Raw genomic sequence first — 12,924 nt, 5'->3', positions numbered from 1 at the left:
CGGGATTATTCAGTAAGAGAAGACCAATAATGATGTACTCTCCTTGCCATTTGCTAAATGGCTTGGGATCTATTTAAACTCCACGACATCAGCTATTACTACAATTTTAATTTTTGTGTAAAATAACATATTGAAAGTTTCTGAATCATAGCGCAAATTTGTCAACGCCAGCGTCCGTCCAACAGCACTTCCATTCTTTGCCTCAAAATTTGCCCAAAGGTTTTCCATAGCATTCTTATAGAGTGTACGATTGGATGATAATGGGATAATTGAGAATTGACCTCCACCCAAACCAATGCCAAAACTCACGCCCAAGATTCCTTTACTTGAGGATTCACCACTGATACTTGTGGCCACAATTTGATAGTTTTTGCTTGTTAAACCAACATTGGTAAGATGGGCCGAAGCCGTAAGACCAGTTGAAGCACATCCCCCGAAGAAGGTAATAATTACGATGGCAAGTAAAATTGAAATTAACTTTTTCATGATTTGCAGTTTAATTATTTTTCAATGTAAAATTGAATGTCATCAACTAGAAAATTAATGACACTGTTCACTAATACTTATGATTCCTGTCATTTTTTATTTTATAAAAGTGATAGCAAATCGGCTTTGCTGACTTTAAGGATGTGTCAGTTTTTGGGTTAACAGAATGTTCTGTCGGATCGGATGGCAGTTGCCTGAAACGGTTGAGGCTATAATCCTGCGGGCAATTCGAAGCACTTTACTGTCAACTTACGATGAAGTTTATTTGCTGTACTACACTTCAAATTACTACTAGCTGCCCTCTTGATGTTAGCCTTTGTCTGTTGTTGTTGGCGTTTGTTGTACTTCAAACTCAACATTCATAGTGTTTCCGCCTTTTCGTGCCCTTTTCCCTCGTGAAAAACTAGAGCAAGGAAAATACACGAGATCGGCAGGACTATACCATAACCAAGGATTCCGACTCGCTGAATAGCCATATTCCCCACCATTGGTCCAATAGCGCCAAGCAAACAAAGAACACCCGTTGCAAAAAGAGCCCAGCGGGCACGGGCGCTATGCCCTCGTCCGGTGACTGCGGGAGCAGCAAAGACAAGAGCCAATCCGAGGAAGACATCCCAAGCGAGGAGTTCGACAGAATATAAAGTGGATGGCCAATCTAATGTTGTGAAGTTCATCTGACGCCCCGCAGTAAGCGTCACGAAATGCACGGCGCTTGTCAAGCCTGCCATAATTGCCCCAAACGTTAGAGCAAGTACTCCAAACACCTTGCGTTCTGGGCTGGCAAGGCCGCTTACTGCGGCAAGTAAAATAACAATAAGCGGTGCGGAAACTAAGGTAATAGCCTCCATCACAGCCAGAGTCGGGTCAATGATTGGTTTGTCGAGACCAACTTGTGCAATTCCGAACCCTACCACTATAGCATATGTCATTCCAACTATAACTAGTCCTAAAGAAGAAAGAAAACCAAGTTGTCGCGTATTTTTCATATCTGTGTTCCTCCATTAAGCGCATCCAAACAGAGAAGTAAGTGGGACACGTTTTTTAATTCATTAATGCTCTCTATCGCAGATGCCAATAACAGCCAACATATAATTAACGCATAAGAGTTTTAAATCAGGATCTTTTAATGAGCTAAATCATCAAGGTACTTAAATCCGCATAAATTCCACGGCAAATTAAACACATTGCTTTTAACATGGCAATATCAACTTTCAAAATTAATGTCCATCAGAAAATATTTCTTCGCCTCAACATACTTTTAAAAAACAATCACCTGCTCCATCCTTCCCACTACATCAACCCAAAACTATCTGCATCCAACAGCACCGGAAATTTCTTGCGCACATCCTGCAGCGCTTTCCAGTTGAGTTCAATCGTTTCAACTCCGGTCTTGTTGGGCTTGATATTACTAATACTTTCCCCCAGTGGATTGAGGACAACTGAATCACCGCTATACGGAATATCTTTTCCATCCTTTCCGATACGATTTACACCTGCCACATAACTTTGATTTTCGATAGCGCGGGCAATGAGTAATTGCTTCCAGGCATAGCTTCTTGCACCGGGCCAGTTCGCCACATAGAGCAGCACATCGTAATCATACTTTGCTTTCGCGCCTTTTCCAATGATGCGGTTACGGCTCCATACCGGGAAACGCAGGTCATAACATACCATCGGACAAAAACCCCAGCCTTTGTATTCAATGACCAAACCTTCGGCACTGTTTGAAAAAGTTTTCTCCTCCTTTGCCATTCTGAAAAGATGGCGCTTGTCATAATGATCATAATGCCCATCCGGCTCCATCCAGATAAATCGGTTATAAAATTTTCCTTCTTCCTTAATAATTAGCGATCCGCAAATTGCCGCTTTCAATCCTTTTGCAGTTTCAAACATCCACTGCATAGACGGACCTTCCATTTCCTCAGCCAGTTTCTTTGCCTCCATACTAAATCCTGTACTAAACATCTCCGGCAATACAATAACATCACTCTCTCCTTTTCCAATCTTAGAAAGTAATTTATTAAAGGTTTTGAAATTATCTACCGGTGATTCCCATGCAAGGGTAGATTGAACGAGGGTAATATTTAGATTTCTTGGCATAATCCGATTTTTTAGAAATGATGACGAATATAGGTATTTTCGTCCGTAATGTAATGACAGGTCGCGACCTGTAATTACTTACGGACGAATCTTTAAAAGTCGCTCCGCTGCCTGCTCGAGCATTGTATTTTCCTTGGCGAAACAAAAGCGAAGGAGATGATAATCCTGAGGTATATGATAAAATACAGAAACCGGGATGGAGGCCACCCCATTTTCCCTGGTGAGCCGAATGGCATAATCAGTATCCTTCTCTTTTGAAATACCGCTGTAGTCGAGTAGCTGAAAATAGGAACCCATACAGGGAAGTATTTTGAAGGCCGATCCGTTGATGAGTTGACGAAAATAATCTCTTTTCTCGGCATAAAATTGCTGCAGGCCCTGATAATTGCTTTTGTCCTTCATGTACTCCGCTAAAGCATATTGCAGGGGTGTATTGACGGAAAAAACCATAAACTGATGCACCTTCCTGAATTCCTTCATGAGGTTGGCGGGTCCGATGCAGTAACCTGTCTTCCATCCTGTGGCATGAAATGTTTTCCCGAAACTATATACCAACAGACTCCTCGACGCTAATTTTGGAAAGCGCGCTACACTCTGGTGTTCGTAACCATCAAAAATAATATGTTCGTACACTTCATCGCTCAGGACAATAATATCAGTGCCGTCCGTGAGCTTCTCCAACTGGAGCATATCTGCAGCAGTCAAAATAGTTCCGGTAGGATTTTGTGGTGTATTGATGATGATCATCCGTGTCCGTTGGTTGATCAACTTTTTTATTTCCTCCCAGGGTATTTTATAAGCAGGTGGTTTAAGATGTACATGCACCGGAATTCCTCCGGCCATATTGATGGCGGGCACATAACTATCGTAGGCGGGTTCGAGAACGATCACTTCATCCCCTTCATGAATGAAAGCAGAGATGGCCGTATAAAGTGCCTGTGTTCCGCCCGCTGTGATTGTGATTTCGGTATCAGGGTTATAGGCAGAAGAATAGAGCTCCTGCATCTTTTCGGCTATGCGCTCCCGTAGTGGCAGGATGCCCGGCATAGGAGCGTATTGGTTATGCCCTGCCTTCATGGCGCTGTTATAAAGTTCAATCAGTTTCGGCGAAACCGGAAAACCGGGAAAGCCCTGACTCAAATTGATAGCTCCCACTTCATTGGCAAGACCGGACATTATGGCAAAAATGGTTGTCCCGGCTTTAGGGAGTTTGCTGCGTATATTTCCTGTAAATTCCGGCATATCCGACGAATTTAAGCATTCATTCTTATCCCGGAATAGTATCTTTGGATGCCATTGATCCTCACCTAAAAAAAATGATGAATCCTGCTGATGCCTTCCGTTTGGCCTGGGAAGAATGCTTTCATCGCTTTGCTGATGTGGTTGCCATTCATCCGCTTGGAGGCGGAAGTATTAACAGCGTATATAAAATAGAGACTACAGACGGACACTTCGTGATGAAGATGAATTCTTTGTCACGATATCCGGGTATGTTCAAAGGGGAAGCGGCAGGATTGCAATTGATCATGGAAACAGGAAGTGTATCTGTTCCGGGAATAGTGGCGGTTACAGCATTAAAACAGCATCAGGTTTTAATACTGGAATACATAGAACCGGCACCTCGTATAAAGCATTTTTACAGTCATTTTGGAGAACAACTCGCAGCCATGCATCGTCATACTTCGGAAACATTTGGACTTTCCTTCAACAATTATATCGGCTCACTTCCACAAGATAATAAACAGGAAAAATCACTACATTATTTTTTTATCCATCACCGCATAACGCCACAACTAAGATTAGCTGTACGAAAAGGTTTACTTACCGAAGGGGATGAAAAAGATTTCAAAGACCTCATCAAAAAAATCGTACATCTTCTTCCTAATGAGCAACCCTCATTGATTCATGGTGATCTTTGGAATGGAAATTACATTACCGGAAATGACGGTAAGGCCTGGCTGATAGATCCTGCAGTGTCTTACAATTGCCGCGAAGCGGATATGGCAATGACTAAATTATTTGGAGGATTCGAACCGGAATTTTATGCAGCATATCACCAAGCATATCCTCTTCTCACCGGATGGGAACAACGTATGGATCTCTGGAATCTTTACCCCTTGTTGGTACATGTAAATCTTTTTGGAGGACATTATGTGCAGGAGGCGAGAAGCATCGTTAGGAAATATATACGATAAGCAGGGGAACTCTCGTCAACTGACGAGATTGGAGGAAGGTCTCGTCATTACTCGTCTTGTTAGCGACAAGATGAATCTGAGGAGATTTGAGGGGGCGGGGAGGATCGTTCTCTACGCTCTCTGGGGGGAGGGGGAAGGGGAGAAATAAGAAAATGAGGATTTTAAAAATCAAATTCTCTATAAAATTATGGGGAAGGAAGAATATAGGATAATGCCCCGGAAGGACATTTCTTTATTTGCTCAACTATTTCTGTAGTTCCGGCGTTCTCTGCTTCGATCCAGGGGCGTTTACGCGGGTCAAAAACTGCAGGCAGGCCTTTGAAACAAATGGCAGAATGGATGCATAAGGAGGGTTTCCAAACAATGGTTACTTCACCGTTCGAGTACTTTTTTGTGATCTCTTTCATATATTCAGACAAATGGGGTTAACGAATTAACATGAGCTAAAATACGAATTTTGCACAGAAAATAAACCTTTATGCTTCTGAAATAGAAAATGAACATCTATTGATGGATTATATTAAGGATCAGTGAAAAAGAACAGGATGATATTTCGTCATTTATTGGCCCAAACCACTTTTGCAAATTGTATCTTTGACCCATGGGAACGATTGAGGAGGCCATAAAACAAAGTAAATTCAATAACGAGCACGAAAAAGTCGTAGTGAATATACTTTACACGGCCAGTTGGCTGGACAGCTACAATATTCAACGCTTTAAACCTTTTGGCATTTCTCCGCAACAGTTTAATGTGCTCCGCATTTTACGTGGTTCTTTTCCGAATGCACTCCGTCTGAGTGATATTACAGAACGCATGATTGACAAAAATTCCAACGCCACACGTTTGGTGGAAAAATTACGTCAAAAATCATTGGTCAAACGAGAGATCTGCAAACATAATCGTCGCCAGGTGGATATTTGGATTACGCAAAAAGGCTTAGATCTGTTGACAGAGTTAGATGCGAAAGCGGATGAATGGCTTAAAGAATTACAGGGAATATCTAAAGCAGAAGCCGGACAACTCTGTGATCTTTTGGATCGCTTGAGGGGATAAAAATATCAGGGAAACTATCCTGAATAGCCAGTTTATTAGTAATTAAAAACTTCAGTTTAATTTTTAATCAACTTCAAAAAGAAAGTTGTGCCTTCGTTTTCTCTGGTATTGAACCACACTTGTCCGCCCATACCTTCCACCATTGCTTTTACCATAGCGAGCCCCAGTCCTGTTCCGCTGGTTTTGGTAGTAAAATTCGGAACAAATATTTTCCCCAGCTGATCCGGCGGTATGCCGACACCATTATCTTCTACACTCACTGTGATATCGTTGCTACTCTCTTCAATTCGCAATTTAACAACTCCTACTCTATCATCCGGAATAGCTTGCTGTGCATTTTTAATAAGATTCCCAAACACTCTTATCAACTGGTCCTTATCTGCCTGAACAAACAATTCTCCTGCTCTATCTTCAAAAACGACAGTCGCACTTCCTGCCTCATTGTATAAATCACAAGCATGAATCAAAACTCCCTTCAACTCTACACGTGTATATTCCGGCTTAGGCATCTTGGCAAAATGACTAAACTCCGTTGCAATATTGGAGAGGGTATCTATTTGTTCAATCAAGGTGGTACTGATTTTCCTGACAAGTTCATCCATATTAGGATGCTTCGCGTCCATCGCCCGTTGCAGGTGCTGAATTCCCAATTTCATGGGTGTTAGCGGATTTTTAATTTCATGTGCTACTGGCTTGGCCATTTCCCGCCAGGCGCTTTCCCTCTCTGATCGTGCAAGCAGGCCGGCACTCTTCTGCAATTGATCCAGCATGCGGTTGTACTCGCCAATCAATGCTCCAATCTCATCCTTTGTCTTCCATATAATGGGTTGACTTTCGGAACCAAGCGTGGTACGTTTAAGGTTCTCCTGAATAATCCGAAGGGGTTGAGTGATGCGGTTCGAAATAATAAAGGCTACCAAAATTGAAATACTAAACAGAAGCACGTAGAGATTTATTAACGCGACGAGGAATCCGGAAATATCTCTCTTTAACTCTGTATCACGGTCAAAATACGGTAAACTTAAAAAACCGATAGCCTTACTTTCGGCATTACGCACAGGTTCATAGGCCGCTATATACTTGAGATTTCCGATATTCTCACTCTGTATAAAATGTGCCTTTTGGTTAGTAGTTAAACTGGTAAATGCAGTCCGGTTCATCACAGGCGCTATGATCTCCTGTTCATATATACCGGGCTGAGATGAAAAAAACAATATTCCATTCGGTTTGTACAGATTGAAATCAGTTTTCAAAGTGCCGGAGAGATTTCTGAAAGAATACAATAAATCATCAGTAATACTAAATCCGAGTTCTTCTCTGGATCTCAGTTGACTTTCCACCAACACTCTTACATTGTTCATCTTTTCTCTTATCCTGGTGGTCTGCGCCTTCTCGTAATTATCTACAATATATGTCACCGTGGCAACACCAATCAGCGTAAGTGTTCCGATAACAATTAATACAATAGTAAGCTGGATACGGCTGTTAAAATTCAACTGTAACCGGAGTCCCTCTCTAATAAGACGAATAGAAATATCCAGAAAAATATACAGGAATGTAAAGAAAGTAAAGAGGTATGAAAACAAAGTGACCCATACCCATAAACCCTGACGCGGCGTACTCAATATAATCAGATTTCGACCATACCTGTAAAACAGGTGCGAATGATTATCGAAAGAAACAAAGCGCATTCCATCCAGGTTTCTCATGTACTGCAGGTAAGGTGCTTCCGTTAAATAATAATTATACCCACCCGATTGATTCACCAGCTTGCCCAATTGATACTTGGCATAGGAATAGTTGGTGAGATCTCTTGTCCTGCCTACTTTATCGTTGAGAAGCAATTCGGGCAGGCCATTTTCTTCTTGTGATGAACGGGCCCTCAATTCAATGACTAATGTTCCCACCGGAGCATCATTTCCGCCAGGTTTCAATAGCCCAACATACTCTGCCCTTCCATTTTCTCCACTGAAATAATAAAAACTATTACCTGCAACAGGTTTCCCTTCTTTGAGATTTCTGTTATTAATAATGTCGATATTCCATGAAGGATCCCCTGCTCTGTTTACAGGTAAATCGGAGGAATTGAAATATTTAAACCGCACTTCATAACGACCAAGATACCCGCTAAAATACTGACGTGTCAACTGTCTGCTAATGTCCTCAATCAGATTCGGTGAATTCATCACAATCTGCCGGGAAAGGGAAAGGAGATGGATCAGTGATTTATCGTTTCGTAAACGCAGCTCTATATTCTGCAAGAGAAATTCCGCGACAACATCCTGTTCGTTTTCAAGCTGGGCTGCCAACAATTGACGTTTTTGCTGTTCTCTGATTTCATTGAAGCTGTAAATAATCTGTGCCGCGTACAAGGAGAAAACCAGAATCACCAATGCTGTTCGGGATAATGAATACAACTGCAACTCACTTTTCCTGATATAACCGATAAAAAATATCAAAATATTAGCCATGAGGAAAGCACTGACACCATAGTCGGTGAACAGATCATCTTCGCGATATACCAATAATGTAGTCAGGAAAATTCCCTGCGAAATGAGAAATAATATGGCCACGTTGGAAAACTTCAAACCTGTTTTACGGATGAACTGCACACCACCGTCACAGAGCAGATAAAAAGTACCGAGCAGCATACCAATTATCAACATCCCAATTCCGGTATAGATAGTCAATTGAAATATATTACTGATATCAAAGGATATTTGCGAATTGATGATCAATCCGCTTAAAAGGTAATTGATTAAAACTGAAAACAAAAAAGTGCTATAAAATACCAATATGATCAGCATCCTGCTGAATACACCTTCCTTGAATCTCTTCCCTTGTAACAGCCAGGCATAGGTGAAAATAATGATCAATGAAGCAACAGCAACTGAAATGAGCAAATCCCCCAGCGAGTTCAGCATAAATCCGCTCGCATAAAAAGTAGAACTAAACAAATCACTCTCATATAATGCATCCGGCCAGTGGAAGGATGCCATCAGAAAACGAATTATTATTATTCCGAATAGCAAAATTATTCCCCACACTGATCTCTTCCTGCCTAATCGTCGTAAGGCATCAAAGGCAGCCAGCAATAAGAATAAAATGGAAGAACCATATAAAAGTGAAATAAAATGCGGACAACGATTTTCAATATCAGTTTTGCTGAAAGAAACCTTAAACAACTCCACGCTCTTTTCATCTTTAATTGAAAAACCCACCGGACCGGGACTTGTTTCAAATTGGGTATTTTCCGGTAGCTCGAGGGCAGGATGAAATTGGTTATTCAGATACTTGTTCTGCAATACATACTGATGTTGAACCAGCAATAGACCCGCCAGCAATCGATCACCAACCGCTCTTGTCTGGAGAAAATACCAGCCATTCCCCACAAAATGTATCTTACCGGGTTCCAATGTGCTGATCTTTGCTGAATCCGGCAGCACCTGATTCTCCGTCCAAAAACGGAGATTGCCGGCTTCAAATACCAATATACAGGAGAGAGGAGGCAGATCCATATGCTGCACCTTCATCGAAAATGCCCGGTCGTTAAACCGAGGACCTTCCATTTCCTGTTGAAGTTGATCAAGCGTTGAATTTAAATTGCTGATCAGTCTATTTAAAGCAATTTCGGCATTCTGAGCCGGCTTTTCCATGGATTGCGCTGCATTTTCCTGCCAAAGCTGTAATGACAGTCCTGTGCATAAAAAACAGAGGGCAAGCACACTGAACAGAAGTAGGCGGCGTTTATAGGACATTACAGCGAAAGTAGGCACTCCGGGAATGGATATCCCGGAATCAGACTGAATTTATTAACGAATTAATGTTTGAGTATGTAATTCCATCAGGATAATTTACCTTTGTTTCATTATGAAAGCAATCATTAACGGTGCCGCGGAATGGCAAATTGAAAACAAGGGGGCGCAACTAGTTATAAATGGTGAAATCCAGCAATTTGATTTGAATCATGTTCAATCCGGATCTTATCACCTTATACTGAACGGCGTTTCATATGAAATGGAAGTATTGGAAAGTGATACGGCCAATAAAGAATTTCTCATTAAAGTTAATGGGAAAAAAGTTGCAGTTAATCTCCGAACAAAATACGATGAATTGCTAAAAGAGTTAGGGATGGATAGTTCAGCTGCTCTACGCGTCGGCGATCTCAAAGCACCCATGCCCGGACTTGTGGTGAATATTCCTGTGGAAGAAGGACAAAGCATTCTTAAAGGCGATACTCTTCTTGTTCTCGAAGCAATGAAAATGGAAAATTCCCTGAAGGCAAGCGCAGACGCAACAGTAAAAAAGATTGTAGTAAAAAAGGGACAAGCGGTAGAAAAAATGAAGTGCTGATCTATCTATCTTGAAAATCCACCTCCCTTTTTGCTAAATGCCCGCCTCCTTTTAAATGACAAACTTAGCTTCTCATCTAAAATAATTTAAATCTATATTAAAATTGAAAGCGGTAGTTTATAAAAAATATGGACCACCGGAAGTTGCTCAACTGGCCGAAGTAGAAAAGCCTGTGGCAAAGGCCAATGAAATATTAGTGAAAGTTTATGCAAGTACCGTCAATCGCACAGATGCAGGCTTCCGCAGTGCCGAATATTTCATTTCGCGTTTTTGGAGCGGACTATTACGACCAAAATATCCAATATTAGGATGTGAATTTGCCGGAAGTATCGAAGAAATTGGACGGGATGTTAGTGCCTTCAAGAAAGGAGACAGGGTATTCGGGTTTAATGACAAATCATTTGGTGGTCATGGCGAATACTTGACTATTGCAGAAAATGATGCGATTGCTCATATACCTGCCAACCTACCGTTTGATGAAGCTGCACCAATAACCGAAGGTGCCCACTATGCTCTCTGCAGTATAAAAGCATCAAAAATAAAAAGCGGACAACAGGCGATGGTTTACGGGGCAACAGGCGCTATAGGCTCAGCTGCTGTACAACTATTAAAGTATTTTAACGTGAATGTAACAGCAGTTTGCAATACAAAAAATGTAGCATTGGTAGCTTCGCTGGGAGCAGATGTTGTCATCGATTATCAAACCCGGGATTTTACTATGACAAACAAAAAATTTGATTTCATTTTTGACGCGGTGGGCAAGAGTTCATTTGGACAATGTAAGCCTTTGTTAACCGAAAAAGGCGTTTACATATCAACAGAGCTGGGGAAAAACGGAGAAAATGTTTTTCTTGCCCTCACCACACCTTTCATGGGAGGGAAAAGAGTTCTGTTCCCGTTGCCCTCTATGAACAAAGAAATCATTTGTTTACTAAAAGATCTGGTTGAAAAAGGAATTTACAAACCTGTCATTGACCGAAAATATACATTAGAACAAATTACAGAAGCGTATAAATATGTAGAAAGTGGACAAAAAACCGGAAACGTAGTTTTAATTGTTACCAATTGAAAGATGAATCTTATTTGGTAATTCATTCATTCGTCTATCCGGAGTTGAATGAAGAAAAATGTAAGTTAGAAAAATCATCTCTTTAATTAAAACCTGCCGGGCTTTCAAAACTACCAAAAAACAAAAACGACAATATTCCAATTATACAACAAAACATAAAAAAACAATAATTATGGACAACAACTTCACCCGTCGGGATTTCATCAAGATTAGCGCTGCTGCAACTGCAGGAGCTGTCACTTTAGGATCAGGACTAATGGCCACTCCTCATGGTGACCCTAATTTTTCATTGCCATTAATTCCTTATGATTATAAAGCCCTCGAACCCCATATTGATGCATTAACCATGGAGATCCATCATTCCAGGCATCATAAAACATATGTTGACAACCTCAACAAACTATGCAGTGACCTGCATATTCATGATCCTTCATTGGATAATATTGTAAAAAATATTTCAAAATTCCCGGCCGGTGTGCGTAATAACGGAGGAGGACACTGGAATCATTCCTTTTTTTGGACAGTGATGAAACCTAACGGCGGAGGAGTACCAACAGGAAGAATTGCTGACGCAATAAATGCCTCATTCGGAGACTTCGATAAATTCAAGGAGTTATTCAATGAGGCTGCAAAAAGCAGATTTGGTTCCGGATGGGCATGGCTGGTAAAAACCCCTGATGGCAAATTGGCCATCGGTTCAACTGCGAATCAGGATAATCCACTCATGGACATTTCTGATTTTAAGGGATCGCCTATTCTTGGACTTGATGTTTGGGAACATGCCTACTATTTAAAATATCAAAACAAACGTGTGGATTACGTTAACGCCTGGTGGAACGTAGTGAATTGGAATGTAGTGGCGGGAAGAATGTAGGAGTGGGTGTTGGTTGAGATACATTGATATACTTGAGATACATTGATATATTTGAGATACATTGATATATTTGAGATACATTGATATATTTGAGATACATTGATATACTTGAGATACATTGATATACTTGAGATACATTGATATACTTGAGATACATTGATATACTTGAGATACATTGATATACTTGAGATACATTGATATACTTGAGATACATTGATATACTTGAGATACATTGATATACTTGAGATACATTGATATACTTGAGATACCCTGATCTTCGTTGATGTTCGATGTACATTAATATACTTGGCGTGCATTAGTGTGGGTTTGCAGATAAAGGTTCGGGTACTTCGAAACATATTTATATTTTATCATGGATGTACTTTTCATTTTATACTTTATACCACTCACCTCCATGTATTCCATGGTACCTCTATAAATCCTCAGGTCTTCCAAAGTTCCATTATGATTCTCCATATATCCCTATCTATCCCTTGTCTCCCATATAAATCCATCTATCCCTTTGTCTCCTCATATATATCCATATCTCCCCAAGTATATCCAAGTCTCCCCAAATATCCCCAAGTATATCCAGGTATCCCCAATTATATCCAGGTATCCCCAAGTATATCCAAGTCTCCCCAAATATCCCCAAGTATATCCAAGTATATCCAGGTATATCCAGGTATATCCAGGTATCCCCAATTATATCCAAGTATATCCATGTATCCCAAAGTATATCCATTTATATCCAAGTATTTCATTGTACTTTTTTCCCCTGTTCTCCTTATCT

The 12,924-nt window shown here is 40.7% G+C and carries 12 protein-coding genes; 5 read left to right on the top strand and 7 right to left on the bottom strand.

The features are described 5' to 3' along the window. Positions 1-69 precede the first annotated feature (69 nt). The 4 genes from IPJ86_15565 to IPJ86_15550 all read right to left on the bottom strand — a co-directional run bounded on the left by IPJ86_15565 (position 70) and on the right by IPJ86_15550 (position 3,828). Positions 70-447, bottom strand: coding sequence for a hypothetical protein (locus IPJ86_15565; GenBank protein MBK7888640.1), 378 nt, complete (start codon positions 445-447; stop codon positions 70-72). 398 nt (positions 448-845) lie between these two features. Further along, entirely contained in the window at positions 846-1,472 is a 627-nt protein-coding gene (locus IPJ86_15560; GenBank protein ID MBK7888639.1) for a hypothetical protein, read from the bottom strand. Between the two features lie 304 nt (positions 1,473-1,776). Continuing rightward, on the bottom strand, positions 1,777-2,586 hold the full coding sequence (locus IPJ86_15555) for an amidohydrolase (GenBank protein ID MBK7888638.1): 810 nt from the start codon (positions 2,584-2,586) through the stop codon (positions 1,777-1,779). Between the two features lie 78 nt (positions 2,587-2,664). Continuing rightward, on the bottom strand, positions 2,665-3,828 hold the full coding sequence (locus IPJ86_15550; protein ID MBK7888637.1) for a methionine aminotransferase: 1,164 nt from the start codon (positions 3,826-3,828) through the stop codon (positions 2,665-2,667). Positions 3,829-3,902: 74 nt separating this feature from the next. Here IPJ86_15550 and IPJ86_15545 point away from each other — a divergent pair, with 74 nt between their 5' ends. Then, positions 3,903-4,781, top strand: coding sequence for a fructosamine kinase family protein (locus tag IPJ86_15545; GenBank protein ID MBK7888636.1), 879 nt, complete (start codon positions 3,903-3,905; stop codon positions 4,779-4,781). A 185-nt stretch (positions 4,782-4,966) separates the two neighbouring features. Here IPJ86_15545 and IPJ86_15540 read toward each other — a convergent pair whose 3' ends face one another. Further along, complete coding sequence (locus IPJ86_15540; GenBank protein ID MBK7888635.1) at positions 4,967-5,188, bottom strand: (4Fe-4S)-binding protein; 222 nt, start codon at positions 5,186-5,188, stop codon at positions 4,967-4,969. Positions 5,189-5,382: 194 nt separating this feature from the next. On the opposite strand from IPJ86_15540, the gene IPJ86_15535 reads away from it, so the two are divergent. Then, positions 5,383-5,835, top strand: a complete 453-nt coding sequence (locus tag IPJ86_15535) for a MarR family transcriptional regulator (GenBank protein MBK7888634.1) — start codon at positions 5,383-5,385, stop codon at positions 5,833-5,835. A 56-nt stretch (positions 5,836-5,891) separates the two neighbouring features. Here IPJ86_15535 and IPJ86_15530 read toward each other — a convergent pair whose 3' ends face one another. Beyond that, complete coding sequence (locus IPJ86_15530; protein ID MBK7888633.1) at positions 5,892-9,593, bottom strand: GHKL domain-containing protein; 3,702 nt, start codon at positions 9,591-9,593, stop codon at positions 5,892-5,894. A 112-nt stretch (positions 9,594-9,705) separates the two neighbouring features. Here IPJ86_15530 and IPJ86_15525 point away from each other — a divergent pair, with 112 nt between their 5' ends. The 3 genes from IPJ86_15525 to IPJ86_15515 all read left to right on the top strand — a co-directional run bounded on the left by IPJ86_15525 (position 9,706) and on the right by IPJ86_15515 (position 12,131). Then, positions 9,706-10,188: a biotin/lipoyl-binding protein gene (locus tag IPJ86_15525; GenBank protein MBK7888632.1), complete on the top strand. Its 483-nt coding sequence runs from the start codon at positions 9,706-9,708 to the stop codon at positions 10,186-10,188. 103 nt (positions 10,189-10,291) lie between these two features. Then, positions 10,292-11,257, top strand: a complete 966-nt coding sequence (locus IPJ86_15520; GenBank protein MBK7888631.1) for an NAD(P)-dependent alcohol dehydrogenase — start codon at positions 10,292-10,294, stop codon at positions 11,255-11,257. 172 nt (positions 11,258-11,429) lie between these two features. Continuing rightward, positions 11,430-12,131: a twin-arginine translocation signal domain-containing protein gene (locus IPJ86_15515; GenBank protein MBK7888630.1), complete on the top strand. Its 702-nt coding sequence runs from the start codon at positions 11,430-11,432 to the stop codon at positions 12,129-12,131. A gap of 487 nt (positions 12,132-12,618) precedes the next feature. Here IPJ86_15515 and IPJ86_15510 read toward each other — a convergent pair whose 3' ends face one another. Next, a complete protein-coding gene (locus IPJ86_15510) occupies positions 12,619-12,876 on the bottom strand; it encodes a hypothetical protein (GenBank protein ID MBK7888629.1) in 258 nt (85 codons plus the stop codon). Positions 12,877-12,924: the final 48 nt, after the last annotated feature.

The sequence above is a fragment of the Bacteroidota bacterium genome (genome assembly GCA_016713925.1).
Taxonomy (GTDB): Bacteria; Bacteroidota; Bacteroidia; order AKYH767-A; family OLB10; genus JAJTFW01.
This window is presented reverse-complemented; position numbering and strand designations above follow the sequence as displayed.

Bases quoted from the DNA above. Each gene is read 5' to 3' on its own strand.
- IPJ86_15540 (MBK7888635.1), bottom strand. From the start codon at position 5,188: ATGAAAGAGATCACAAAAAAGTACTCGAACGGTGAAGTAACCATTGTT.
- IPJ86_15535 (MBK7888634.1), top strand. From the start codon at position 5,383: ATGGGAACGATTGAGGAGGCCATAAAACAAAGTAAATTCAATAACGAG.
- IPJ86_15560 (MBK7888639.1), bottom strand. From the start codon at position 1,472: ATGAAAAATACGCGACAACTTGGTTTTCTTTCTTCTTTAGGACTAGTT.
- IPJ86_15510 (MBK7888629.1), bottom strand. From the start codon at position 12,876: ATGGATATACTTTGGGATACATGGATATACTTGGATATAATTGGGGAT.
- IPJ86_15530 (MBK7888633.1), bottom strand. From the start codon at position 9,593: ATGTCCTATAAACGCCGCCTACTTCTGTTCAGTGTGCTTGCCCTCTGT.
- IPJ86_15555 (MBK7888638.1), bottom strand. From the start codon at position 2,586: ATGCCAAGAAATCTAAATATTACCCTCGTTCAATCTACCCTTGCATGG.
- IPJ86_15515 (MBK7888630.1), top strand. From the start codon at position 11,430: ATGGACAACAACTTCACCCGTCGGGATTTCATCAAGATTAGCGCTGCT.
- IPJ86_15525 (MBK7888632.1), top strand. From the start codon at position 9,706: ATGAAAGCAATCATTAACGGTGCCGCGGAATGGCAAATTGAAAACAAG.
- IPJ86_15550 (MBK7888637.1), bottom strand. From the start codon at position 3,828: ATGCCGGAATTTACAGGAAATATACGCAGCAAACTCCCTAAAGCCGGG.
- IPJ86_15545 (MBK7888636.1), top strand. From the start codon at position 3,903: ATGATGAATCCTGCTGATGCCTTCCGTTTGGCCTGGGAAGAATGCTTT.